Genomic DNA, 24,918 nt, shown 5'->3' with positions numbered 1-24,918 from the left:
CGGCCGGCGAGGACGGCGAAGGGGGAGGAGCACCCGTGGCAGCTGGTCAGGGTTGGGTGGCACCGGGCTTCGAGGGCGTGCGCGACGCCTTCGAGCGGAACTTCGCCGAGCACGGCGAGGTGGGCGCGTCGTTCGCGGCGTACCACGGGGGGCGTCAGGTGGTCGACCTCTGGGGCGGCGTCGCCGACGCCGACACCGGCCGGCCGTGGGAGCGCGACGCCATCGCCCTGTTCTTCTCCACCACCAAGGGCGTCACCGCGGTGTGCGCCAACAAGCTGGTCCAGGAGGGCCGGCTCGACCCCGAGGCGCCCGTCGCCACCTACTGGCCCGAGTTCGCCCAGAACGGCAAGGACGACATCACCGTCGCCCACCTCCTGTCGCACCAGGCCGGCCTGGCCTGGGTCGACGGCGACATGACGGCCGAGGAGGCGCTCTCGTGGGAGCCGGTGGTGGAGGCGCTGGAGAACCAGCACCCGTACTGGCACCCGGGGTCGCAGCACGGGTACCACGCCACCACCTTCGGGTGGCTGGTGGGCGAGGTCATCCGGCGGGTCACCGGCCGCAGCGTGGGGACGTACCTGCGCGAGGAGGTGGCCGACCCGCTGGGCCTCGACCTGTGGATCGGCCTCCCGGAGGAGCAGGAGCACCGGGTCGCGACCCTCATCAGCATGCTCCCGCCCGGCGTCAGCGTCGAGGCCCTCGCCGACCCCGGCCACGATCCGGTGCTGCAGCTCATGTCCCAGTTCCTCGGCCCCGAGTCCAGGCTGGGCAAGGCCCTGTTCGCTCCGGGCGGCGCCCTCACCGATCAGGACATCTGGAACTCCCGGGCCATGCGGGCCGCAGAGGTCCCGTCGGCCAACGGGGTCGGTGACGCCCGTTCCCTCGCCCGGCTCTACGCCGCCTGCGTGGGGGAGGTCGACGGGATCCGGCTGCTCGGGCCCGCGCAGGTGGACGCGGCGGTGACCCAGCGCACCGAGGGCCCGAACACCGTGCTGTTCGACATGGACATCCAGTTCGGCCTGGGCTTCATGTTGAGCACCGGCATCCTCGCCCTGGGCGGCCCTCGCTCCTTCGGGCACTTCGGGGCCGGCGGCTCCGTCGGCTGGGCCGACCCCGACGCCGAGCTGGCCGTCGGGTACGTGATGAACCGCATGGAGATGGGCCTGGCAGGGGACCCCCGCAGCGCCACCCTGGTCGAGGCCTGCTACGCGGCCATCGGCTGACGTCGGGCCACCCTCCCGACACCTCACTATCACCTCCGTGTCATCGGGTGCCGGACTACCTTGCGCCTGACAGCAGTCAGGCCTGGAAGGGGACGCGGGGAATGAGCAGTGCACTGGGCAAGCGGCTGGCCGCCGAGTTGATCGGCACCTTCTGGCTCGTGTTCGGCGGCTGCGGGAGCGCCGTGCTCGCAGGCGTCTTCCTCAGCGACGGCGACGGCGGCTTCAACCTCGGCATCGGGTTCCTCGGCGTGTCGTTCGCCTTCGGCCTCACGGTGCTCACCGGCGCCTACGCCCTCGGTCGGATCTCGGGCGGCCACTTCAACCCGGCGGTGAGCCTCGGGGTGTGGGCGGCCGGGCGGTTCCCGACCAAGGACCTGCTCCCGTACATCGTCGTCCAGCTCATCGGCGGGGTGCTCGGCGCCGGTGCCCTGGCCCTGATCATCAACGGCAAGCAGGGCTTCGAGGCCAGCGGGAACTGGCTCGCCGCCAACGGCTTCGGCGACCAGTCGCCCGGGCTGTTCAACGCCGGGTCGGCGGCGCTGGCCGAGGTGATCGCCACCTTCATGTTCCTCGTCGTGATCATCGGGGCGACCCACAAGAAGGCGTCGCCGGTGGCCGGTGGCCTGGCCATCGGCCTGGCCCTCACGCTCGTCCACCTGTTCCTGATCCCGGTCACGAACGCCTCGGTGAACCCGGCCCGCTCCCTCGGCCCGGCCGTCTTCGTGGTGGGCGACTACCTCACCCAGGTGTGGTTCTTCTTCCTCTTCCCGATCCTCGGGGCGCTGGTGGCCGGGTTCACCTACCGGGCGCTGTTCGAGGCCGACGAGGAGGAGCCCGCCCTCGAGGGCACGGCCACCTGACCGGCCCGGGGTGCCCCGGGGGCCCGCTGCGCCAGCCGGGGTCGGACGGGGGCGCTGGTAGCGTCCAGGGGTGCGGTTGGGCGTGCTCGCATCCGGGAGCGGCACCATCCTCGAGGCGATCCTCGGGAGGGGCTTGCCGGTCGTGGTCGTGCTCGTCGACCGTCCGTGCCGGGCGCTCGACGTGGCGTCGGCGGCGGGCCTGCCGGCGGTGCTGGTCGAGCGCGACACCTTCGGCGCGGGCTTCGACCGCGACGCCTACACGTCCCGCGTGGTCGCCGCCCTGCGGGAGCACGCGGTGGAGCTGGTTGCCATGGCCGGGTTCATGACCATCCTGGGCCGAGAGATGTTCGACGCCTTCGACGGTCGTGTGGTCAACACGCACCCGTCCCTCCTGCCCGCCTTCCGCGGGGCCCACGCGGTGCCCGACGCCCTGGCCGCCGGGGTGAAGGTCACCGGCTGCACGGTGCACGTCGCCACCCCGGCGGTCGACGAGGGGCCGATCCTCGCCCAGGAGGCCGTGCCCGTGCTGCCCGGCGACACCGTCGAGCCTGCACGAGCGGATCAAGGCGGTGGACGCGACCTCCCCCCGCACGATCGCCGACCTGCTGGAGGCGTCGCCGTGAGAGCGCTGCTGTCCGTGTACGACAAGACGGGCGTCGTCGAGCTGGGTCGGGGTCTCGTCGACCTGGGCTGCGAGCTGGTGTCGAGCGGTGGCACCTCGCGGGCCCTGGCCGAGGCCGGGCTGCCCTGCACCGAGGTCGCCGACGTGACCGGCATGCCCGAGATGCTCGGCCACCGGGTGGTGACCCTCCACCCGAGCATCCACGGCGGCATCCTCGCCGACCTCTCGCAGCCCGAGCACCTGGCCGACCTGGAGCGCCACGGGATCCAGCCGTTCGACCTGGTGGTGGTGAACCTCTACCCGTTCCGAGCGAACCCCTCGGTGGAGCTGATCGACATCGGCGGGCCGGCGATGGTCCGGGCCGCGGCCAAGAACCACGCCCACGTGGGGGTGGTGGTCGACCCGGCCGACTACGGCGCGGTCCTCGACGAGCTGCGGGGTGCCGGCAGGCTCTCCGACGAGACCAGGCGCCGGCTGGCGCGGACCGCCTTCGCCCACACCGCCGCGTACGACGCCGCCATCGTCGCCTGGCTCGACCGCGACGAGCTGCTGCCCCCCACGCTCAACCTGGCGCTCGAGCGCGCCCAGTCCCTCCGCTACGGCGAGAACCCCCACCAGCAGGGGGCCCGCTACCGGTTCGTGGGCCGCCACTCGTGGTGGGACGACGCCGTCCAGCACGGCGGCAAGGAGCTCAGCTACCTCAACCTGTACGACACCGAGGCGGCCTGGCGGCTCGTCCACGACCTCGGGGACCGCCCGGCGGTGGCGATCATCAAGCACGCCAACCCCTGCGGGGCGGCGGTCGCCGACCACCCCACCACCGCCTACACCCTCGCCAACGAGTGCGACCCCACCTCGGCCTTCGGCGGCATCGTGGCCGTCAACCGGCCGGTGCCGGTGAGCCTGGCCGAGGCCCTCGCGCCGGTGTTCACCGAGGTGGTGGTCGCCCCGGGCTACGAGCCGGGTGCGCTCGACGTCCTCCTCGCGAGGAGGAACCTCCGGGTCCTCGAGGCAGCACCGCCGTCCCCGGTCGCCCTCGACCTCCGGTCGATCGACGGCGGTCTGCTCGCCCAGCAGGCCGACCGCGTGCCGGTCGATCGGGCGGCCTGGCGGGTCGTCACCGCGGTCCCGCCCACCGAGGACCAGTGGGCAGACCTCGAGTTCGCCTGGACCGTCTGCGCGGCCGTGAAGAGCAACGCCATCGTGCTGGCGGCGCGCGGCGGGCAGGCCGTGGGCATCGGCGCCGGCCAGCAGAGCCGGGTCGACGCCGTGCAGATCGCGGCTCGCAAGGCCGACGGCCGGGCCGCGGGCGGCGTGTGCGCCAGCGACGCCTTCTTCCCGTTCCGCGACGGCCTCGACGCGTCCGTCGCGGCCGGGGTCACCGCGGTGATCCAGCCCGGCGGGTCGGTGCGCGACGACGAGGTGATCGCGGCGGCGGACGAGCACGGGGTGGCCATGGTGTTCACCGGCGAGCGGCACTTCCGGCACTGATGGCCGCGCAGCTGCTCGACGGCGCGGCCCTCGCAGCCGCGATCCGCGCCGACCTCGCCACCGCCACGGCCGAGCTGGCCGTCGCCGGCGTCCGGCCCGGGCTGGGCACCATCCTCGTCGGCGACGACGGTGCCAGCGCCACCTACGTCGGTGCCAAGATCCGCGCCTGCGACGAGGTCGGCATCGCGTCGATCCACGCGCACCTCCCGGCCGACACCGCCCAGGAGCAGCTCCTCGATGTCATCGGGCGGTTCAACGCCGACCCCGCCGTCGACGCCTACCTGGTGCAGCTGCCGCTGCCCGGTCACCTCGACGAGGAGGCCGCGCTGCTGGCCGTCGACCCGGCCAAGGACGCCGACGGCCTCCACCCGGTGAACCTGGGGAAGCTGGTCATGGGCACGCCCGGACCGCTGCCGTGCACGCCGCACGGCATCCAGGAGCTGCTCGTGGCCAACGGGGTGCCCATCGAGGGCCGCCACGTGGTGATCATCGGTCGTGGGCTCACGATCGGGCGCCCCCTGGCGCTGCTGCTCGCCCTCAAGCGGCCGCACGCCAACGCCGCGGTCACCGTGGTGCACACCGGGGTCGGCGACCTGGGCGCCTACACCAGGCAGGCCGACGTCCTCGTGGCCGCGGCCGGCACCCCCGGGCTCGTCACCCCCGACATGGTCAAGCCGGGCGCCGCGGTGGTGGGGGCGGGGATCACGAGGGACGGCAAGAAGATCCTCTCCGACGTGCGGGATGACGTGGCCGACGTGGCCGGCTGGATCACCCCCCGCCTCGGCGGGGTGGGGCCCATGACCGTGGCCATGCTGCTCAGCAACACGGTCGAGGCGGCTCGGCGCCGGTCGGGGGCGACGCGCCCGTGACCCGCATCAGCGACCTGCTGCAGGCCGGCCCCACCGTCTCGTTCGAGTTCTTCCCGCCCAAGACGCCCGAGGCCGAGGAGGCCCTCAGCCGCGCCCTCGAGGAGCTCGAACCGCTCGGGCCCTCGTTCGTGTCCGTCACGTACGGCGCGGGCGGCTCCACCCGTGCCCGCACCCACGAGATCGTGGTGCGGATCCTCCGCGACACGGCGATGACGCCGATGGCGCACCTCACGTGCGCGGCCCACGCCCGCTCCGACCTCGTCGAGATCCTCGCCGGCTACCGCGAGGCCGGCGTGGAGAACATCCTCGCGCTGGCGGGCGATCCCCCCACCGACCCGGACGCGCCGCCCACCGAGCTGCACTACGCGCTCGAGCTGGTGGAGCTGGCCCACACCGTCGGGGCCTTCTCCGTCGGCGTCGCGGCCCACCCCGAAGGCCATCCCCGCTCGCCCGACCTGGCCTCCGACCGCCGGCACCTCGCCGAGAAGCTGCGCGTGGCCGACTTCGCCATCACCCAGTTCTTCTTCGACGCCCTGCACTACCGGCGGATGGTCGACGAGCTGGCCGCTCTGGGCGTGGACAAGCCGGTGATCCCCGGGATCATGCCGGTCACCAACGTCGGCCAGGTCGAGCGCATGGCCCGGATGTCGGGCGCGGCCTTCCCGCCGGCCCTGGCCGAGCGGCTGCGGGCCGCCGACGGCCCCGACGAGGTCCGCCGGATCGGTGTCGAGGCAGCCACCGAGCTGTGCGCGGAGCTCCTGGCCCACGGGGTGCCGGGGCTGCACTTCTACACGCTCAACCGCTCCACCGCGACCCGCGAGATCGCGTCGAACCTGGGTCTGGCGCTGGCGTAGGGCGAGCCCGGTGGCGCCCGTCCGGGCGCGTCGCCGAGCCCCGTGGCCGTTCGGGCGGCGTCGTCGGTAGGCTCGCACGGAAGCAGCGTCGCGTGGGGAGGAGACCCGATGCACGTCCACGACAAGGTGTACATCGATGGCGCCTGGGTGGCGTCCAGCGGTGCCGGGGCCATCGAGGTGCACGACGCCTCGACCGAGGAGCCCATGGGCACGGTGCCCGAGGGCACGGCCGACGACGTCGACCGCGCCGTCGCGGCGGCCCGGGCCGCCTTCGAGGCGTGGGAGCTCACCCCCGCCGAGGAGCGGATGAAGTACGTGCAGCGCCTGGCCGAGGGCCTCCAGACCCGGATGGCCGAGATCGGCCAGGTGGTCGCCCGCGAGGTCGGCATGCCGATCAACCTGGCAATGATGATCCAGGCCGGCCTGCCGGCCGCGGTGATGAGCAGCTACGTGGAGATCGGCAAGGACTTCCCGTTCGAGGAGCGGGTCGGCGACTCGCTGGTGCTGCGGGAGCCGGTCGGCGTGGTCGGCGCCATCACGCCCTGGAACTACCCGCTCCACCAGGTCGTGTGCAAGGTGGCCCCGGCGCTGGTCGCGGGGTGCACGATCGTGCTCAAGCCGAGCGAGGTCGCCCCCCTGAGCGCCTTCATGCTGGCCGAGATCGTCCACGACGTGGGGCTCCCGGCAGGCGTGTTCAACCTGGTGTCGGGCTACGGCCCCGTGGTGGGCGAGGCCATCGCCGCCCACCCCGACGTCGACATGGTGTCGTTCACCGGGTCGACCCGGGCGGGCAAGCGGATCTCGGAGGTCGCCGCCCACACCGTGAAGCGGGTGCACCTCGAGATGGGCGGCAAGTCGGCGGCGATCATGCTCGACGACGTCGACCTGGCCGATGCCGTGCCCAAGGCGATCGGCTCCTGCTACCTGAACTCGGGCCAGACCTGCATCGCGTGGACCCGCATGCTCGTGCCCAAGGACAGGATCGACGAGGCCGCAGCCGTGGCCAGGCAGGTGGCGGAGGGCTACACCGTTGGCCACGCCCTCCAGAGCGAGACCACCCTCGGGCCGCTCGTGTCCCATGCCCAGCGCGACCGCGTGCGCGAGTACATCCGCAAGGGCATCGACGAGGGTGCCACGCTGGTGGCCGGCGGTCCCGAGGAGCCCGATCACCTCGACGCCGGCTTCTTCGTGAAGCCGACGGTCTTCGCCAACGTGACCAACGACATGACGATCGCCGGAGGAGAGATCTTCCGGACCGGTGCTGTCGATCATCGGCTACGAGGACGAGGACGACGCCGTTCGCATCGCGAACGACTCGATCTACGGCCTGCACGGTGCCGTCTTCTCCAACGACACCGACCGGGCGATGCGCGTCGCCCGCCGGCTGCGCACCGGCCAGGTCGACATCAACGGCCAGAAGTTCAACCCGATGGCCCCGTTCGGTGGCTACAAGCAGTCGGGGCGGAGGCACGGCTCGGCAAGTTCGGCCTCGAGGAGTTCGTGGAGATCAAGTCCATCCAGCTCTGGGCGCGCCGCCGCTCCGAGCACGGCGGCCGAGCGCCCGCCGGGGAATCGACCGAGCAGCCCGGCCACGTCGGCCGGGCTGCTCTCGCGTTCGCCCCGCTCGATGGCCCGCAGGGAGCTCGTGGACCGCGGCGCCCACCGCCGTGGGCATGTGGTTGGCAGATCACGGGTGGTCGAGCGACCCGGGACGTTCGCCCCTGGCCGGCCCGAGGGACCCGGTCCAGCTGAGCACATGAGGATCCACGCCGGGCGTGGGTGTCGCACGGCTCGACCAGTGTGGCGGCCTTCGCCGTGGCCTGCCTCGCGCTGGCGTGCGCCGACGAAGTGACGGGGGCGACGACCGCCTCCCCCGGCCGGCGGGTCGGGCGTTGGGGTGACGAAGGCGCCTTCTTCGTCGTCATGGGCCTTCGACGGGGCTACACCGCCGACCAGGTGGTCGTGGCCCCCCACAAACAACCCCCCCCCCCCCACGGCCCGCGGCGGTGGGCTCTTCGGCGAGGCCCGTGCGTCGGGGCCTGGGTCCTGGCGGGCGGATCGCCGGCGGCGTGCTCGTCTGTCGTCGGCGATGCCGCCGACCCCCCCCCCCCGCCCCGGCCCCGCCCCTCAGGGCTCGTGGCTCTCGGCTTCCTCCCCGGACAGGCGGAGGTGGCCCGCCTGAGCGCGGAGGAGGCCGAGGCCGACTTCGCGCTACGTGTCGGAGATGGCGATCCTCCTCGGACGGCAGGGCTACTCGGTCCCCAGATCATAGGCCATGTGCGGCTCTTGCTCGGTCGGGGCCGGCACCTGGCCATCGCTGCCGCGGCACGTATCCCGGCGTCGCGGCGGCGACCTGGGTTGCATCCCGCGGAAGGTGTCCAGGAGGCCGAAGCGGAACGACAGGCCGAGGCTGAACGCGAGGACGACGACGGCGCCGACGGCTACACGAGCGACACCGACCCGACCTCACCCGACGTCGTTGGTGCGGTCACCTACGTCGGCACCGTCAGGCCGGTGGCCGGGGCCGAGGAGCTCGTCACGATCAGGGAGTCGAGCGTCGTGATCGAGGTTCGGGAAGGGACAGCCGACATGACGGTCGATGTCACCTTCGAGGCGATCTGGGTGCAGTTCGAAGGGGACGAGGCCCTGCGTGAGCACGGATCGGATCGTGGTCTCCGGGACCGGCCCGGCGTCCATGACGACGATCAACGTCGAGTTCGACGAGGTGTCGTACGAGAACCTGGAGATCAGCGGTTGCAGCACCGACCCCACCGACGAGGAGGACGAGGCGCTCTCGTTCACGGGCACCATCAGCGGTGGTGTGATCACCGGCACCGTCTTCGTGTTCGACGTGACCGCTGAGCGAGGGCAGTGAACCGACGAGAGGTCTCGGGGAACGGATGGCGGGCACAGCATCGTGGGTGGGCGCCTTGGTGGCCCACGGCCCGCGGCGCGTAGTGTCGTCGCCATGAGCACGACGCCCGTCCGAGTCGCCATCACCGGTGCCGCCGGCCAGATCGGCTACGCCATCGTCTTTCGCATCGCGAGCCGCGCCGACCTGCTCCAGGCCAACGGGGCCATCTTCACGGTCAGGGCAAGGCCATCTCCGACAGCGCCGCTCCCGACATCCGGGTGCTGGTGGTGGGCAACCCGGCCAACACCAACGCGCTCATCGCCATGCCAACGCGCCCAACGTGCCCCACGAGCGCTTCACGGCCATGACCCGCCTCGACCACAACCGCGCCGTCGCGCAGCTGGCCCGCAAGACGGGGCGGCCGGTGAGCGCCATCCGCCGCCTGACGATCTGGGGCAACCACTCGGCCACCCAGTACCCCGACCTCTTCAACGCCGAGGTCGACGGGCGGCCGGCGGTCGACGTCGTCGACGACCCGGCCTGGCTGGAGAGCGACTTCATCCCCACGGTGCAGCAGCGCGGTGCGGCGGTCATCGAGGCGCGCGGTGCCTCCAGCGCTGCCTCGGCCGCCAGCGCGGCCATCGGTCACGTGCACACCTGGACGCTCGGCACCGCCGAGGGCGACTGGGCGAGCATGGCGGTGCCGTCCGACGGCTCGTACGGCGTGCCCGAGGGGATCATCTCGTCGTTCCCCTGCACCACCTCCGGCGGCACCTACTCGATCGTGCAGGGCCTCGAGTGGAACGAGTTCTCGCGCCTGCGCATCGAGCAGTCGGTCGCCGAGCTGGTCGAGGAGGCGACGCGGTGAAGGGCTCGGCCTGATCTAGCGCAGCCGTGCGTCGCTCCGTCGGCCAGGATGTGGCTGTGCGCATCCTCGTCGCCGGGGTCGGGGCCATCGGAGGATGGCTCCTCGCCCGCCTCACCGAAGGAGGCGCCGACGTCGAGGGCTGGGCTCGCGGGGCCACCTACGAGCGGCTCGCCGCCGGGGAGCCCCTCGAGCTCCGCTCGTACGAGCGGCCCTGGTCCGGCCCGGTCCGGGTGGTCGCCGCGCCGCAGGGGCCGTACGACCTCACCCTGGTGGCCGCCAAGTCGCACGACACCGGAGCGGTGTCGGCGGCCCTCCACCCCGGGGGGATCGTCGTGTCCGTGCAGAACGGGGTCGAGAACCCCGGGGTGCTCCGCCGGCGCCACCCCGCGGTGGTGGCCGCCGTCGTCTACTCGGGCTGCGAGCGCGTCGACCCGGTCACCGTGGTGCACCGCTCCAACGGCTTCCTCGTGCTCGACGACGCCCGCGTGGCCGGCGTGCTGCGGGAGCACGGCGTTCCCTGCCACGTGGTGCCCGACGTGCGGGTGGCCATGTGGCAGAAGCTCATGGGGAACGTCACCGTGAACTCGCTGTGCGCCGTGACCGGGCTGCCCGTGGGCGCCATCCTCGACGGTGACGGGCTCGACGGCGTGGCCCTGGCGCTGCTGCACGACGGCTGGCCGCCGTGGGCGCCGCGGTCGGGGTCGGCCTCGAGCCCGGTCTGGCCGAGCGGGTGCTGGCCGGCATCAAGTCCCTCCCCGGTGACGCCACGCCGTCGACCCTCCAGGATCGCCGGGCGGGTCGGCCCCTCGAGGTCGATGCCCTCACCGGGGTGGTGGTGCGCCTGGCCGACGAGCACGGGCTGGCCGTGCCCACGGTGCGCACCCTCGACGCCCTGCTCCGCGCCGTCGACCCTGGCCGCCGTCGCCCGTGAGGGCGCGGGCGCGGGGGTGGTGCGCCAGGGGCGGCTCCGCCTACTTGAGGAACCTCGACGTCGTGTTGTCGGCCAGCACCCGGCCTGCGGTCTGGCACGTCGGGCAGTACGCCACGGTGTAGGAGCGGTACTCCACCGAGCGGATCGTGTCGTGGCCCAGCGGGCAGGCCTCTCCCCCCCGGTGGTGGACGCCACCGGGCCGGTCGGCCGATGCGCTCGTCTCGCTGAGCCTGCGCTCGTAGGTGAGCCCCTCCGCCACGGCCGACGCGATGGCCGCGACCAGCCGCTCGGCGTCGTCGGGGCCGAGCCTGGCCGTCGGGGCGAACGGCGACAGGCGTGCCCGCCAGCACACCTCGTTGGCCAGGCGGCGCCCCAGCCCGGCGAGGATCCGCTGGTCGCGCAGCCAGCCGTGCAGGCGCATGGGGTGGGCGCGGAGCAGCCCCAGCAGCTCGTCGGGGCCGACGGCGTCGGCCTCGGGGCCGAAAACCCGTCGAGGGGCGGTTGGCCCGACGGATCGCCGGCGAGCACCCACACCCCGGCCCGGTGCTCGGTGCCGGCCTCGGTGAGGAGGAGGGCCCGGCCGTCGGCGAACGTCCAGCGGGCCAGCCCGCCCCGCGGTCGGCGGGACCGGCCGGGGTCGGGGCGGAGACGCCCGCCCTGCATGAGGTGCACGACGAAGGTCAGGTCGTCGAAGGCGAGCAGCAGGTGCTTCCCCGCCGGGACACCCGGTCGAGGGCGCCCGACGGCGGCCGACGGAGGCGGGACCGCCGTCTTGAGTGCCGTGATCGACAGCGGGGTGAAGGCCGCCAGCACCGCCCCGGCGTCGGCGTCGGTGAGGCGCTCGGCGTGGGCCTGCAGCTCCGGCAGCTCGGGCACGGGTGCTCAGGCGGCGCCGGGCGCGCCGCGCCGCGCTCGTCGGGCCGGGGGAAGGTGGTGCGGGCCGCACCCCGCGAGGGCCTCGTCGATGTCGGCGAGGATCTCCGGGCGGCCAGGATCCGCTTCAGGTCGCCGCCGACGCGGAGCCGGCCGGAGCACGGCCATGGTCGCCCCGAGCCGGCCGAGGCCACGCCGACGGCGGTGTCGTGGTCCTCGGAGAACCACACGTCGGCCGACGGGGCCGGACCGGCGTGCAGCCTGGCCCCAGGTCCCCGATCTCGAGGTGCCACACGCGGTCGCCGTCGGGCCCCCGGTGACGGTGTGCTGGATGACCAGGCGATCGCCGGGCCCGAGCCCCGGGGCCGCGGCGCCGCGGCCAGCGCCTCGTCCACGTCGGCCAGCCACGCATCGGTGAGGAACGGCGCCACGTGGCCAGGCTACGGTTCGTGGCGCCGTTCCGAGAGCCTGGTGGGTGCACCCGGCCGCGACGGCCGGCCGGGTGCCTCACCCGCAGGCGGGGCCTGACCTATCCTCGGCACGGCACGGCGCCCGGGAGGCGATCCATGATCGAACGGCAGCGGGAGGGCGACGTCGTGCGGGTGACGTTCGCCCTGCCGGCCGACGAGGTCCACGAGCAGGTCTTCGTCGTCGGGGACTTCAACGGCTGGGATCGTGGCTCGCACCCGCTCGCGCCCGACGAGCACGGGCGGGTGTCGGTGTCGGTCGCGCTGGCCCCCGATCGGGAGTGGGCCTTCCGGTACTGCACCGCCGGCGGCACCTGGTTCAACGACCCGGGTGCCGACACCTACGAGCCCAACGAGTACGGCGGTTTCAACGGGGTCGTGTCGACCGGGTCCTGAGGGGCGGCGCCCCGCCTAGGCTGCGCCGCCGTGCGTGAGATCGGACAGGGTACGAAGGTGTTCGACGCCGAGCCCGTGCGGGGGCGCTTCGTGGCGGTCGAGGGGCCCGACGAGGTGCTCGCCCTGATGGACACCGGGGCCGGGGGGGTGGTCGCGCTGGTGCGCGACGCCGGGGCGACGTTCCTGGCGCCGATCTACCCACGAGCTCACCGCCGTGCTGTGCACCAGCGGCACGCCCCGGAGCCACATCGGCATCGTGAGCCGAGAGTTCCGGGTGCCCTGCGTGATGGGCTGCACCTTCGCCGGGGCGAGCCTGCCGACGGGACCGAGGTCGAGGTCGACTGCTCGGGCGCGCAGGGTGTGGTGCGCGGGGTCGAGGCCGGCTGATGCCCGGTGGTGCGGGCCGGCCGGGACCGGACGCGATGAGGCCCGAGGCCAACCGGATCATCGCCTACCACTCACCCATCTCACGTGCGCTCACCGACGAGCGCACCGCTTTGGAGTCCAAAGCTGATCCCGGTGTCGGCCTACGTGATCGTGTCGTGCATCGAGGCCTTCTACCGGTACCCGGAGATGATGGCCGTGATCGACGCGTCGTGCCGGCCGAGGGAGATCGGCCGGGCCGGCCGCCGGCCCGGCAGCCGGTCAACAGCGTGCACCTGTGGTCGATCGCCAACCTCTACCTGCTCGGTCGCAAGGCGATGACGGCCTTCGACCTCGCTCGACCTGGTGGAGCCCACCTGGCGGGTGCTCGACTTCTGGGAGCGGGCGGCGAAGGGGCTTCCGTGCCGACGGCACCCGCCAGGCGTGGGACACGGGCACCGCGACCCCGTACGCACCCGAGGTGATCGACACGCTGGTCGGTGGCGTCACCCCCGTCGACGATCCCGACCTCCGGGCCGCGGTCGTGCGCTTCAACGCCACGCTGGTGAGCTACCTGTTCCTGCTCTACTTCGACACCCGCGTCGGCACCGGCGACACCGGTCCGTACCTGCTGCCCGACGGCCGGGTGCTGCTCGTGCGCGACTTACTACCGCCTCGGCCGGACCGACTTCTGGTGGTCCGACGTGGCCCGCGACGTCCCCTACCAGAACCTCACCGCTGCGCTGGTGCTCGACGGCGTGGGCTTCCGCGTCACCGACTTCGGGAGCAGCTACCACGAGCCCGAGGACTACCTCGACCACCTCGTGGGTTCTCGCTGTTCACCACCGACACCCCGGACGGCTCGCTGCGGCCCGTGCCGCTCGACGGCTCGACGGCATCGTGGGCGCCGTGCGGACGGCCCAGTCCGCGCACTACCGGAACATCGCGACCATGAGCCGCGACGAGAAGATCCGCTGCGGCGCGTACGTGTACTTCACGTTCCTGCGGCCCTTCGCCGACGTCGCCGGCGTGGCCGACCGCCTGGACTGGACGGTGCCGGACACCCCACCTGCGCTCTACGACCTCTTCTCCCCAGTACGAGGGGGGCCAACGCGGCGTCGAGGGCGACGAGGACTACTACGCGCCCATCCCCTGACGCCGAGCGGGCCCACCGTCCGGGTCCGACCCGGGCTGGGAGGAGTGGTGGGGCTTCGAGCTGGTCGCCGCGGGTGACGGCGGCGCTGGTCGGTGCCTACGCCCGCGTCGCCCTCCGGCCCGGCCGAGCGCACGGCCTGGTACTGGGCCGCGCTGGTCGGTGACGGCCGCCCCCTCGTGACGGTGGTGGAGACGCAGATCCAGCTCCCCAGGCCGGGCAGCCTCGAGATCCGGGCCGAGGGGCTCTGGGCCGACCACATCTGCGAGGCGCCCTTCGAGCACTGGACGGTCGGCCTCGAGGCCATGGGCCTCGGCCTCGAGGATCCGCAGGACGCGCTGGGCTCCCGGCGGGCGACATCGTCCCCTCGGCTTCGATCTCGAATGGGAGGACGCCGGCCCGCCCCGGCCGCAGCCGCCCCTGCGCCCAGCGGTCACGGCGCGCTGGCGGGAGCCGTGTGTCCCGACCCGGCCCGCGAGGCCGCGGCGGCGTGTGCGGGCTACCACGTGGACTGCCGGGTGCACGGCGAGGTGCTCGTGGGCGCCGACCGGATCCACATCGACGGTCGGGGCGCGGAGCAGCACGGCTGGGGACCGCTGCCCTGGTGGGACGCTGCCTGGGAGCGGGGTCCGACGGCGACGTGCTCGTCCGGGCGCCCGTGCTGGTCGAGTCGCGCGACGGCCGCCGGGCCCACTGCGAGCGGGCGCTGGTGCGGCCGCCCACCGGCGACGTGGCCTGGTGCGAGCGCCACCGGCCCGATCGCGCCCCGACGGGCCGGTGAGGGGCCGGTGAGGGGCCGCCGGTACTGTGGGTCCCCGTGCTGGCTGCTCGTCCCTGTGCTCGGGGCCCTGTCGCTCGACCCCGAGGAGCTGATCGCCACCTTCGGCACGATCGGCCTCTTCGCCATCATCTTCGCCGAGTCGGGGTTGCTGTTCGGCTTCTTCCTGCCCGGCGACTCGCTGCTGTTCACGGCCGGGCTGCTGGCCTCGCAGGGCAAGCTCAACTTCCCGGTGATCGTGGTCGGCTGCTTCGTGGCCGCAGTCGTCGGCGACCAGGTGGGCTACGTGTTCGGGCGCAAAGGTGGGGCCCGCGCTGTTCCGCAAGCCCGACTCGCGCCTGTTCAAGCACGAGAACGTGGAGAGGGCGCAGCACTTCTTCGACCGCCACGGCTCCAAGACCATCGTGCTGGCGCGCTTCGTCCCCGTCGTGCGGACCTTCGCACCGATCGTGGCGGGCGTGAGCCACATGCACTACCGCACGTTCGTGGCGTTCAACGTGCTGGGCGGGCTGCTGTGGGCCGTCGGCGTCATCACCCTCGGCTACGTGCTCGGCGAGACGATCCCGAGCATCGACAAGTACCTGCTCCCGGTCATCGGCGTGATCATCCTGGTCTCGGTGCTCCCGGTGGCGTTCGAGGTGCTCCGCTCGCGGCGCCGCCAGGACGCGGTCGCGGTGCCGGCGGAGGATGCTGACACCCCAGTCCTGACGGCCGGCCAGGCCCGCCGGTGCCGGACGCGCCGGGGCCCGCCCCTCGCAGGGCGGGCCCGTGCACGGCCGGTGGGGGAGCGGGCTCAGCCGGTGTCGGAGGTGGTCCCGGCGTCGAGGGAGTCCCGGACCTCGAGGAGCTTCGACTTGACCTCCTGGTCGGCCTCGTCGTGGCCGAGGTCGAACATCCAGCGGTCGATGGCCGCCTTGAGGGTCGCCTTGGGGTCGTCGAAGTCGGGAGCGGCGCCGGAGGTGGCCGCCAGCGCCGCCTCGGTCTCGTTCTCGGCCATCGACTGGGCCTTGCGCTTCGAGAAGGCGATCGCCCCGAGCACCACCACCAGGGCGGCGCCGGCGATGCTGAATCGGGCCACGTCGTTGTCGCCCAGCTCGATCACCACGGGGAGCAGGAGCAGCGACACCAGGTTCATGACCTTGATGAGCGGGTTGAGGGCCGGGCCGGCGGTGTCCTTGAACGGGTCGCCCACGGTGTCGCCGATGACCGCGGCCTTGTGGGCGTCCGAGCCCTTGCCGCCCTCGTGGCCGTCCTCGATGTACTTCTTGGCGTTGTCCCAGGCGCCGCCGGCGTTGTCGACAGGTAGTTGGCCATGAGCTGGCCCGCCAGGATCACCGCTGGCGAGGAACGCCCCAGGGCGTACTCGTTGAGGCCGAAGCCGATGATGACCGGGGCGAGCACGGCGATGATGGCCGGGGTGGCCAGCTCGCGCAGCGAGGCGGCGGTGCAGATGTCGATGGCGGGGCCGTAGTCGGGCTTCTTCTCGCCGCTCATGATCTTGCCGTCGGCGAACTGGCGACGGACCTCCTGCACCACCACGCCGGCGGTGCGCCCCACCGCCTTGATGGCCGAGACCGGAGAAGAGGAAGGCACGGCGCCGCCGATGAGCAGGCCGATGAACACCTTGGGGTCGGCCACGTTGATGAAGATGCCTCGAAGACGGAGCCGCCGCCCGCGAGCCGGTCGAGGCTTCGATGCCGACGTCTCGGGCCGATGATCTCGATGAAGCTGGCGAACAGGGCGACGGGCCGCGATCACGGCCGAGCCGATGGCGAAGCCCTTGGTGACGGCCTTGGTGGTGTTGCCCACCGCGTCGAGGCTCACCATGATGCGCTCGGGCTCGCCCTCGAAGTTGCCCGACATCTCGGCGATGCCGGCCGCGTTGTCGGCCACGGGCCCGAAGGTGTCCTCGGACACGACCACGCCGGTGGTGCTGAGCATGCCCATGCCGGCGAGGGCCACCAGGTAGACGAGAGCTGGATGTTGCCGCCCCCGAGGCCGATCGCCGCGCCGATGGCGACGGCGATGGCGATGATGGCCCACACCGTGCTCTCCAGGCCGATCGACGTGCCCGACAGCACGGTGGTGGCCGGGCCGGTGCGGGCCGACTCGGCGATCTCCTTCACCGGTGAGGTGGGGTCGAGGTGAAGTAGTCGGTGATCTCGGGCCGCGACCTGGCGAGCACCAGGCCCACCACCACCGCGCCGAACATCGCGCCAGCCGACCGTCGTCGACGCTGCCGACGGGGTTCCCCACGTAGCCGAGGGTCAGGGCGAGGGTGCCGGCACGGTGAGGAACCCGGCGATGGCGATGCCGCGGTTGATGTGGCGTCGTGGCCGAGCGGTCGCCCTCGCGGGCCCGCACGGCGAAGACGCCCACGATGGAGGCGAAGCAGGCCGATGGCCAGGGCGGCCAGCGGGAAGACCAGGCGCCGATGGCCCCCAGCTCGGGTTGTCGGGGAAGATCGACCGGAAGGCGGGCACGCCCAGGATGATCGAGGCGACGAGCGTGACCTCGTAGCTCTCGAACAGGTCGGACGCCATGCCGGCGCAGTCGCCCACGTTGTCGCCCACGTTGTCGGCGATGGTGGCCGGGTTGCGAGGGTCGTCCTCGGGGATGCCGGCCTCCACCTTGCCCACCAGGTCGGCGCCCACGTCGGCCGCCTTGGTGAAGATGCCGCCGCCGACGCGGAGGAACAGGGCGAGAGCGAACCGCCGAAGCCGAACCCGATGAGGATCGCCGAGGCGGAGTTCTGGAAGATCAGCATGATCACGGTGGCGCCGAACAGGCCGAGGCCCACGCAGAACATGCCGGCGATGCCACCGGTCTGGAACGCCACCTGCAGGGCCGGTGGCATGCCCCCGTCCTCGCGGCGCGGCCGTGCGCACGTTGCCCCGGGTCGCGAGGGTCATGCCGACGAACCCGGTGAGGCCCGACATGAGGCAGCCGGCGAGAAGGCCAGCGTCCGGAACAGCCCGGACTGGGCGAAGCTCAGTACCTCGTCGCCGTTCGGCTTCACCACGGCCACGGAGGTGATGAACACGATGACCGCCACCGGGATGAGGATGAAGCCGATCGTGCGGAACTGCTGCCGTTTGAGGTACGCCGAGGCGCCCTCCTGGATCGCCTTGGCGATCTCGATCATCTTCGAGTGCCCTGGTCCTTCGCCAGGACGATCCGCATGAGGAGGAATCCGACGCCGAGGGCGACGAGAGCGGTGATGGCCGATCCGATCAGGATGAACCACTCGCCGCCGGCCAGTGTGAACTGCTGGTAGCCGCCTTCGGCGGCCAGTACCTGGGTCACCACTCCGGTCCTGTGGGACGCGCCACGCTGAGCGTGACGGCGGGCACGTAGGTCGGCCGGATTCTGGGAAGCCTCGGCGGGGTCGTGCGAAACGGCCCCGCGGCTCAGACCCGATCGAACAGGATGGCCCGCTTCACCTCTTCGATCGCCTGGGTGACCTTGATGTCCCGGGGGCAGGCCTCCGGTGCAGTTGAAGGCCGTGCGGCAGCGGAACACGCCCGACTTGGCGTTGAGGATGTCCATGCGCTGCTCGGCGGCCTGGTCGCGGCTGTCGAAGATGAAGCGATGGGCGTTCACGATCGCCGCAGGCCCCACGTACGACGACGAGCCCCAGTACACGGGGCAGCTGGTGGAGCAGCAGGCGCACAGGGATGCACTTGGTCGTGTCGTCGAACCGCTCGCGGTCCTCGCTCGACTGGTACCGCTCCTTGTAGCCCGGGTCGTCGTGGTTGACCAGGTACGGCACCACCGAGCGGTACTGGGCGAAGAACGGCTCCATGTCGACCACGAGGTCGCGGATCACCGGCAGCCCCCGGATGGGCTCCAGGGTGATGTCGGTGCCGGTCCGCTCGATCAGCTGGCCGCAGGCCAGGCCGTTGATGCCGTTGATCACCATGGCGTCGGACCCGCACACGCCGTGCGCGCAGGAGCGCCGGAACGTGAGGGTGCCGTCCTGGTGCCACTTGATCTCGTGCAGCGCGTCGAGGAGCCGGTCGGTCTCGAAGACCTCGACCTCGTACTCCTGCCACCACGGCTTGCGGTCGGTCGCCGGGTCGTAGCGCTTGATGGTGAGGTGGACCGTGACCTTCGCGGCCGCCTCGGGCTGGTCGATCGGCGTCGCCTCGGTGACGGCCATCAGTACTTGCGCTCCATCGGGATGTGCTTGCCTCCCTCGACCGGCCTGTAGTCGAGACGGATCGAACCGTCGTCCTCCAGCCAGGCGAACGTGTGCTTCATCCAGTTGGCATCGTCGCGGAGCGGGTGGTCCTCCCGCCAGTGGGCGCCGCGGCTCTCGGTCCGGGCCCGGCCGGACACCACCAGGCACTCGGCCAGCTCGATCAGGTAGCCGAGCTCCAAGGCCTCGGTGAGGTCGTAGTTGAACACCTCGCCCTTGTCCTGGATCGACACCTGCCGGTAGCGGGCCTTCAGCTCGTCGAGGGTCCCGAGCACGGCGGACAGGCTCTCCTCGGTGCGGAACACGGAGGCCTTGTCCATCATCTCCTCCTGCAGCTCGGTGCGGATCGTCGCGACCGACTCGGTGCCGCTGGACTCCTTCATCCGCTCGATCCGCTCGCGGGTGTCGGCCTCGGCGCCCACCGGCGGCTCTCGGCATGTCGGCGGTCTTCACGAACTCGGCCATGGCCTTGCCGCCCCGCCGGCCGAACACCACGATGTCGAGCAGCGAGTTGGTGCCGAGCCGGTTGGCGCCGTGCACCGACACGCAGGCGCACTCGCCGGCGGCGTACAGGCCCGGGATCACGGTGCCCTCGGTGTCGCACACCACCTCGCCGTCGACGTTGGTGGGGATCCCGCCCATGGCGTAGTGGGCGGTCGGCTGGATCGGGATCGGCTCCTTCTTGGGCTCGATGCCCAGGTAGGTGCGCACGAACTCGGTGATGTCGGGGAGCTTGGCGTCGATCTGCTCGGGCGGCAGGTGGGTGAGGTCGAGGAGGATGTAGTCCTTGTGCGGCCCGGCGCCCCGGCCCTCGCGGATCTCGAGCAGCTCGGCCCGGCTCACCATGTCGCGGGGCCAGGTCCTTCACGGTGGGGCGTAGCGCTCCATGAACCGCTCGCCGTCGGCGTTGCGGAGGATGCCGCCTCGCCCCGGGCCGCCTCCGACAGCAGGATCCCATCTTGTAGATGCCGGTGGGGTGGAACTGGAAGAACTCCATGTCTTCCATGGGGATGCCCCGCCGGTAGAGCAGGCCGGGCCGTCGCCGGTGAGCGAGTGGGCGTTGGAGCTCACCTTGAACATCTTCCCGAAGCCGCCCGGAGGCGAACAGGGCGGCCTTGGTGTGGAACACGTGCAGGTCGCCGGTGGCCACGTCGTAGGCGACCACGCCCGACACCCGCCGGTCGGCGCCCCTCGCCCTCGAAGGTGATGTCGAGCACCTGGTACTCGTTGAAGAAGTTGACGTTGCGGGCCACGCACTGCTGATACAGCGTCTGCAGGATCATGTGGCCGGTGCGGTCGGCCGAGTAGCAGGCCCGCGGACCGGCGCCTCGCCGTGGTTGCGGGTGTGGCCACCGAAGCGGCGCTGGTCGATCATGCCCTCGGGCGTGCGGTTGAACGGCCGCCCGAAGTGCTCCAGCTCGATCACGGCGTCGATGGCCTCGCGGCACATGATCTCGGCGGCCGACTGGTCGACGAGGTAGTCGCCACCCTTGACGGTGTCGAAGGTGTGCCACTCCCACGAGTCCTCCTCGACGTTGGCGAGGGCCGCGCACATGCCGCCCTGGGCCGCGCCGGTGTGGGACCGCGTCGGGTACAGCTTGGTGATGACGGCCGTGCGGCACTTGCCGGCGACCTCGATGGCCGCGGAGGCCGGCGCCACCGGCACCGACGATCACCGCGTCGTAGCTGTGCTGGATGACGTTCACGGTCGAATCCTCCCATCGGGCCGTGGGCTGGACGAAATCATGGCCCGGTAGCCGTTGGTCGCGGCGAGCCCGCCCGGCCCGCGCAGCTCGAGGAGGAGCTCGAGCGGGCCCTCGGTGTGGGGCACCAGCGCCTGGAGCGTGCCGGCCCGGACGCAGGCGTCGGCGGGGACGTCGCCACCCAACCGCCACGTGTGGGCGCCCCCCGGCCAGGCCAGCCGGGCCACCACGACGCACCCGTCGAGCGGCTCCCGCAGGTCGCTCACCACGTGCACGTCGAGGGCGAGGGGTCGCCGGGCCGCACCACCGGCGGCAGCCAGTCGGCCACGACGATCACCGGGCGGCACGCGGCCGCCAGGGCGTGGTAGCCGAGCTTCGGGGCCCGCTCGTGGTCGAGCACCGACCAGGTCACGCCGGGGTGGCCGTCGGCGAAGCAGAACTGGGCGAACCCGCCCGTCGGGCGGTACTTGAGGCGGCGCAGGGTCTCGACGTGGAGCTTGATCACCTCGGCCTGGTAGCGCTGGGTGGCGTGGCGCCACGCCTCGAAGGTCGCGTGCTCGGCCGGCGGCACGTAGCGGTCGAAGCGATCCTTCTGCAGGGCGTGGTGGCGGCCGAGCCGCTCCCAGTCGAGGTCGGGCCAGCGGTCGGGGTCGCAGAAGGCGGCGTGCTCGGGCACGGCCTGCGCGCCGAACTCGCTCACGAACCGGGCCAGCCGGGGGATGGTGGCGAGGAGGCGGGGGAACCCCGACGTCTCCCCGTGGTACCAGCCGAAGTACACGTGCGTGTCGGTGCCGTCGAGCTGGGGGAGGTGGGGCAGCACGCCGCTGTGGGCGATGACCGGTCGGGACGTGTCGGCCTTCTCGAGGGCTCGCTTGATGGAGCGGTCGAGCACCGTCCTGTTCCAGGTCGGCAGCTCCTGACCCATCGCGAACCGGGTGGCCAGCCGGGCCGAGTGGACGGTGCCGGGCTCCGCCTCGAGGGCGATGGGCTCGTTGTGGGCCGCACCAGACGGCGATCGACGGGTGGTGACCGAGCACGTCGACGGCCCGCGCCGCCTGGCGGATCGCCTGCTTGCGCACGCTGCGCGTAGCCCCACTGCAGGGAGGTCCTGCCAGAGCAGGAGCCCGGCGTCGTCGGCGGCCTCGTACAGCTCCGGCCGGCTGACGTGGCCGTGGAGCGCGCAGCAGGTCGAGGCCGGCCGCCGTGGCCAGGGCCACGTCGCCGGCGAGCTCCTCCGGGGCGGCCTCGCCCAGCGCCATGCGGGTCGGGCCCTGGTTCGAGCCCTTCACGAACAGCCGCTCGCCGTTCACCGACAGGATCCAGTTCCGCAGCGACAGCCGGCGGAGCTTGGTGCGCCGTTCCAGGCGGTGGCTCACGGCGCCGCCGGTCACGACCTCGACGCCGACGTCGTGGCGCGGCTGGTCGCCGAGGGTGTGCGGCCACCAGAGCTCCGGCTCGTCCGCGGACGGTCCAGCGCACCTTGTTGGTCCCTGCGGCGAGCGTGCGCTCCTCGTGGTGCTCGGCCGCGAGGGATCCGTGGCGCGACACGGTGGTGCGGAGCTCGACGGCGTCCGGCGCCGCCGCGTCGAGGTCGACGTCGAGGGCGAGCAGGGCTCGCTCCTCGTCGGCCTCACGGCAGAGAAGTCGGAGGCGGGTGATCCGCACCGGGCCGGTGCGCTCGACTCGGACCGGCCGCCACAGGCCGCCCGGGTTCCAGTCGGGGTCGAGGCAGTCCCAGTGCTGGAACACGCCGGTCAGCGAGCGCTTCGCGGTGAGGTCGGTGGGCCGGGGGCACGCCACCTCGACCGCGAGCACGTGCTCGTCACGGGCACGGGCGGCGTCGGTCACGTCGAGCTCGTGGGCGCAGTAGCCCTCGGTGTCGCCCACGTACTCGCCGTCCAGCCACACGTCGCCCTGGTAGAACAGCCCGTCGAGCACCAGCCAGTCGCGCTCGTCGTCGGCCGGCGGGTCGGCCCGGAACCGCCGCCGGTACAGCAGCGGGCCGTCGCTCTCGGCGAACGCCGGCGTGGAGCGCCAGTGGCCCGGCACCGGCAGTTGCTCCCACCCGGTGTCGTCGAACCCGGGCTCGAGCGCGGCCCGGCGGAGGGCGTCGTCGGCCTCGGCGGCGAGCCACGTGCCCGAGAGGTCCATCGGGCGGGCGACGCTAGCCGGTCTTCCCCCACCGAACGCTGGTGGCCCAGGTAGGTTGGCCGCATGTCTCGCCCTGCCACCCTCGGCCAGCTCCGCGAATCGGGCTGGGTGTCCGTGCCGGTCAAGGAGGAGATCCGCCGCAACGCCATCGCCCGGATCGCCGGCGGGGAGCGGCTGTTCCCGGGGTGATGGGCTACGACGACACGGTGCTCCCGCAGCTCGAGAACGCCCTCCTCGCCGGGCACGACATCATCTTCCTGGGCGAGCGGGGGCAGGCCAAGACCCGCATGATCCGCTCGCTGCTGGGCCTGCTCGACGAGTGGATGCCGACCGTGGCCGGGTCGGAGATCAACGACGATCCCTACCACCCGGTGTCGAAGCACGCCCGCGACCTCATCCACGAGCGGGGCGAGGACACCCCGATCGAGTGGGTCCATCGCGACGCCCGCTACGGCGAGAAGCTGGCGACGCCCGACACGTCGATCGCCGACCTGATCGGCGAGGTCGACCCGATCAAGGTGGCCGAGGGCGCTACCTGTCGGACGAGCTCACGCTCCACTACGGCCTCGTCCGCGCACGAACCGCAGGGTGTTCGCCATCAACGAGCTCCCCGATCTCGCCGAGCGCATCCAGGTGGGCCTGCTCAACGTGCTCGAGGAGCGCGACGTGCAGATCCGCGGCTTCAAGGTGCGCCTGCCGCTCGACGTGCTCCTCTTCGCATCGGCCAACCCCGAGGACTACACCAATCGCAGCCGCATCATCACCCCGCTGAAGGACCGCTTCGGCAGTCAGATCCGGACGCACTACCCGCTCGAGGTGGCGACCGAGATGGCGATCGCCGTCCAGGAGGCCCGTCCGCTCGACGGTGACGGCATCACCGTGACGATGCCCGACTACATGGCCGAGATCGTCACCCAGCTGAGCCACCTGGCCCGCCAGAGCCCGCACATCAACCAGCGCTCGGGGTGTCGGTGCGCCTCACGGTCGCCAACTACGAGACGCTGGTCGCCAACGCCACCCGCCGGGCGCTGCGCCACGGCGAGCGCGAGGTGGTCCCCGGGTGAGCGATCTGTCCGCGCTGGCGGCCAGCACCGCCGGCAAGGTCGAGATCGAGACCCTCGAGGAGGGCCGCGACGAGGCGATCGTCGAGGGCCTGGTGAAGGCGGCGGTGCTCACGGTGTTCAGGAGCGCCAGGCCGCCGACCGGCTGCGCGGGGTGATCAGCGCGTTCGACGAGGGGCTCGTCGCGCACGTGGGCGAAGACGTCTCGTCGGCCGACGAGGCCGCCCTGGTGGGCCAGATCCCCGGGCTCCCGGAGGCGGTCCGGTCCCTGGCTGCGTGCGAGGGCCCAGCCGCCGAGGCCAGCGCCGTCGAGTTCGTGCTCGAGGGGCTCCACCTGTCGAAGCGGCTCAACAAGGACGCGGTCGGCTCCCGAGGCGACGTATCGCGGCCGCTCCTAGCGTCCGGTCAGCCGGGGCTGGCCGCACCCACGTTCGGGAGCACCGCCAGCCGGCCCACCAGCGCCCGCGTCACCGCGTCGCGGTCGGCGGCCACCACCGGCACGACGGGGCTGGCGAAAACGAAGGCGAGCACCGCCCGGTCGAGCCGCACCACGGCCGCGTCCATCACGATCTCCCGCTCGCCCTCGCCCTCGTCGTGGATCGCACGCACCCGGAAGGCGTGGAGGGCGTCGCCCAGCGGGGGCTGGTCGAGCGGCTCGGTGCCGAGCACCCGCACGGGCGTGCCCTCGTCGCTGTCGGCGGTGCGGCGGCCGATGCAGTCCGCAGGCGGGGGTCGAGGCCCGTTGCACCAGGCCGTCGGCGGCGGCCGGCGACGTGGTGACGAGGGTGGCGGACAGCGCGAACGCGCCGTCGAAGCGCACGAAGCGGGGCGAGACGGCCTCCGTGCTCACCACTTCCGGGGGCATCGGGCCGCCCACCTCCTCGAAGCAGGCCCGCAGGGGCAGCGCGCGTACGGCGGTTCGGCGGCGATCGGCCCGTCCGGCAGGAGGTGGTGGCCCCCGCATCGCGGGCGGCTGCCGCTGCCTCGTCGACCGGGCCGCGGTGCTCCACCCACTCGTCGCCCAGGTCCACCCGGTAGAAGATGGCCCGCAGCGCCCACGCGGTGTCCTCCAGGTCCTGCTGGGCGCCGGCCAGGTCTGACGCCAGCGCCGGGATCCCACCGGGGCTGTTCGAGGCGCAGGTTCGACACGGCCGCGGCGACCATCGCCGCTGCCGCGGTGGCTGCGAGGGCCAGGCGGAG

General features: G+C 72.6%; 16 protein-coding genes and 10 pseudogenes. 16 read left to right on the top strand and 10 right to left on the bottom strand.

Features of this window, described 5'->3' with window-relative positions; all coding sequences use genetic code 11:
• The first annotated feature begins 35 nt into the window (after window positions 1–35).
• The 6 genes and pseudogenes from IPM45_08275 to IPM45_08250 all read left to right on the top strand — a co-directional run bounded on the left by IPM45_08275 (window position 36) and on the right by IPM45_08250 (window position 7,671).
• Window positions 36–1,223, top strand: a complete 1,188-nt coding sequence (locus IPM45_08275; protein MBK9179555.1) for a beta-lactamase family protein — start codon at window positions 36–38, stop codon at window positions 1,221–1,223.
• Between the two features lie 113 nt (window positions 1,224–1,336).
• On the top strand, window positions 1,337–2,083 hold the full coding sequence (gene aqpZ / locus IPM45_08270) for an aquaporin Z (GenBank protein ID MBK9179554.1): 747 nt from the start codon (window positions 1,337–1,339) through the stop codon (window positions 2,081–2,083).
• Between the two features lie 70 nt (window positions 2,084–2,153).
• Window positions 2,154–4,196 (top strand): bifunctional phosphoribosylaminoimidazolecarboxamide formyltransferase/IMP cyclohydrolase, encoded by a 2,043-nt coding sequence (gene purH / locus IPM45_08265; GenBank protein MBK9179553.1) that lies wholly within the window; start codon window positions 2,154–2,156, stop codon window positions 4,194–4,196.
• On the top strand, window positions 4,196–5,065 hold the full coding sequence (locus IPM45_08260) for a bifunctional 5,10-methylenetetrahydrofolate dehydrogenase/5,10-methenyltetrahydrofolate cyclohydrolase (protein MBK9179552.1): 870 nt from the start codon (window positions 4,196–4,198) through the stop codon (window positions 5,063–5,065). The genes purH and IPM45_08260 overlap by 1 nt, the downstream gene beginning before the upstream one ends.
• A 5-nt stretch (window positions 5,066–5,070) precedes the next feature.
• Entirely contained in the window at window positions 5,071–5,919 is an 849-nt protein-coding gene (locus tag IPM45_08255; protein MBK9179551.1) for a methylenetetrahydrofolate reductase, read from the top strand.
• A 108-nt stretch (window positions 5,920–6,027) separates the two neighbouring features.
• Window positions 6,028–7,671: pseudogene (locus IPM45_08250) on the top strand (aldehyde dehydrogenase family protein).
• 714 nt (window positions 7,672–8,385) lie between these two features.
• Here the strand turns inward: IPM45_08250 and IPM45_08245 are convergent.
• Complete coding sequence (locus tag IPM45_08245) at window positions 8,386–8,577, bottom strand: hypothetical protein (protein ID MBK9179550.1); 192 nt, start codon at window positions 8,575–8,577, stop codon at window positions 8,386–8,388.
• Here IPM45_08245 and IPM45_08240 point away from each other — a divergent pair.
• The 5 genes and pseudogenes from IPM45_08240 (at window position 8,570) to IPM45_08220 (ending at window position 10,572) form a co-directional block, all read left to right on the top strand.
• A complete protein-coding gene (locus IPM45_08240) occupies window positions 8,570–8,794 on the top strand; it encodes a hypothetical protein (protein MBK9179549.1) in 225 nt (74 codons plus the stop codon). The genes IPM45_08245 and IPM45_08240 overlap by 8 nt on opposite strands.
• A gap of 93 nt (window positions 8,795–8,887) precedes the next feature.
• Window positions 8,888–9,641 (top strand): annotated as a pseudogene (locus IPM45_08235) (malate dehydrogenase).
• A 26-nt stretch (window positions 9,642–9,667) separates the two neighbouring features.
• Window positions 9,668–10,120: pseudogene (locus tag IPM45_08230) on the top strand (hypothetical protein).
• A gap of 69 nt (window positions 10,121–10,189) precedes the next feature.
• A pseudogene (locus IPM45_08225) lies at window positions 10,190–10,312 on the top strand (2-dehydropantoate 2-reductase).
• An 11-nt stretch (window positions 10,313–10,323) separates the two neighbouring features.
• The gene (locus IPM45_08220; protein MBK9179548.1) at window positions 10,324–10,572 is read left to right on the top strand and encodes a hypothetical protein; all 249 of its coding nucleotides are present in this window, start codon (window positions 10,324–10,326) and stop codon (window positions 10,570–10,572) included.
• Between the two features lie 40 nt (window positions 10,573–10,612).
• On the opposite strand, the gene IPM45_08215 is transcribed toward IPM45_08220, so the two are convergent.
• A complete protein-coding gene (locus IPM45_08215) occupies window positions 10,613–10,993 on the bottom strand; it encodes a hypothetical protein (protein ID MBK9179547.1) in 381 nt (126 codons plus the stop codon).
• Between the two features lie 1,018 nt (window positions 10,994–12,011).
• Here IPM45_08215 and IPM45_08210 point away from each other — a divergent pair.
• The 3 genes and pseudogenes from IPM45_08210 (at window position 12,012) to IPM45_08200 (ending at window position 15,261) form a co-directional block, all read left to right on the top strand.
• Entirely contained in the window at window positions 12,012–12,308 is a 297-nt protein-coding gene (locus IPM45_08210) for an isoamylase early set domain-containing protein (GenBank protein MBK9179546.1), read from the top strand.
• A gap of 126 nt (window positions 12,309–12,434) precedes the next feature.
• Window positions 12,435–12,822: pseudogene (locus IPM45_08205) on the top strand (hypothetical protein).
• A gap of 1,385 nt (window positions 12,823–14,207) precedes the next feature.
• Window positions 14,208–15,261 (top strand): annotated as a pseudogene (locus IPM45_08200) (VTT domain-containing protein).
• 134 nt (window positions 15,262–15,395) lie between these two features.
• Here the strand turns inward: IPM45_08200 and IPM45_08195 are convergent.
• The 7 genes and pseudogenes from IPM45_08195 to IPM45_08165 all read right to left on the bottom strand — a co-directional run bounded on the left by IPM45_08195 (window position 15,396) and on the right by IPM45_08165 (window position 21,431).
• On the bottom strand, window positions 15,396–16,298 hold the full coding sequence (locus IPM45_08195; GenBank protein MBK9179545.1) for a sodium/proton-translocating pyrophosphatase: 903 nt from the start codon (window positions 16,296–16,298) through the stop codon (window positions 15,396–15,398).
• Between the two features lie 124 nt (window positions 16,299–16,422).
• Window positions 16,423–16,728: a sodium/proton-translocating pyrophosphatase gene (locus IPM45_08190; GenBank protein ID MBK9179544.1), complete on the bottom strand. Its 306-nt coding sequence runs from the start codon at window positions 16,726–16,728 to the stop codon at window positions 16,423–16,425.
• Window positions 16,729–16,869: 141 nt separating this feature from the next.
• Window positions 16,870–17,785 (bottom strand): annotated as a pseudogene (locus IPM45_08185) (sodium/proton-translocating pyrophosphatase).
• A gap of 227 nt (window positions 17,786–18,012) precedes the next feature.
• A pseudogene (locus IPM45_08180) lies at window positions 18,013–18,764 on the bottom strand (succinate dehydrogenase iron-sulfur subunit).
• Window positions 18,764–20,509 (bottom strand): annotated as a pseudogene (locus IPM45_08175) (succinate dehydrogenase flavoprotein subunit). The pseudogenes IPM45_08180 and IPM45_08175 overlap by 1 nt, the downstream one beginning before the upstream one ends.
• The gene (locus tag IPM45_08170; GenBank protein ID MBK9179543.1) at window positions 20,506–20,772 is read right to left on the bottom strand and encodes a hypothetical protein; all 267 of its coding nucleotides are present in this window, start codon (window positions 20,770–20,772) and stop codon (window positions 20,506–20,508) included. Before IPM45_08170 ends, IPM45_08175 begins: the two are co-directional and overlap by 4 nt.
• Entirely contained in the window at window positions 20,769–21,431 is a 663-nt protein-coding gene (locus tag IPM45_08165) for a hypothetical protein (protein MBK9179542.1), read from the bottom strand. Before IPM45_08165 ends, IPM45_08170 begins: the two co-directional genes overlap by 4 nt.
• Before the next feature lie 590 nt (window positions 21,432–22,021).
• Here IPM45_08165 and IPM45_08160 point away from each other — a divergent pair.
• Together IPM45_08160 and IPM45_08155 are read left to right on the top strand one after the other, a co-directional pair.
• The gene (locus tag IPM45_08160; protein ID MBK9179541.1) at window positions 22,022–22,711 is read left to right on the top strand and encodes a hypothetical protein; all 690 of its coding nucleotides are present in this window, start codon (window positions 22,022–22,024) and stop codon (window positions 22,709–22,711) included.
• A 9-nt stretch (window positions 22,712–22,720) separates the two neighbouring features.
• A pseudogene (locus IPM45_08155) lies at window positions 22,721–24,082 on the top strand (magnesium chelatase).
• A gap of 41 nt (window positions 24,083–24,123) precedes the next feature.
• Here IPM45_08155 and IPM45_08150 read toward each other — a convergent pair.
• Window positions 24,124–24,393, bottom strand: coding sequence for a hypothetical protein (locus IPM45_08150; protein ID MBK9179540.1), 270 nt, complete (start codon window positions 24,391–24,393; stop codon window positions 24,124–24,126).
• Window positions 24,394–24,918: the final 525 nt, after the last annotated feature.

The sequence above is a fragment of the Acidimicrobiales bacterium genome (assembly GCA_016716005.1).
GTDB lineage: Bacteria > Actinomycetota > Acidimicrobiia > Acidimicrobiales > JADJXE01 > JADJXE01.
The sequence above is the reverse complement of the archived record's forward strand: the minus strand, read 5'-3'. Positions and strand labels throughout refer to the sequence as shown.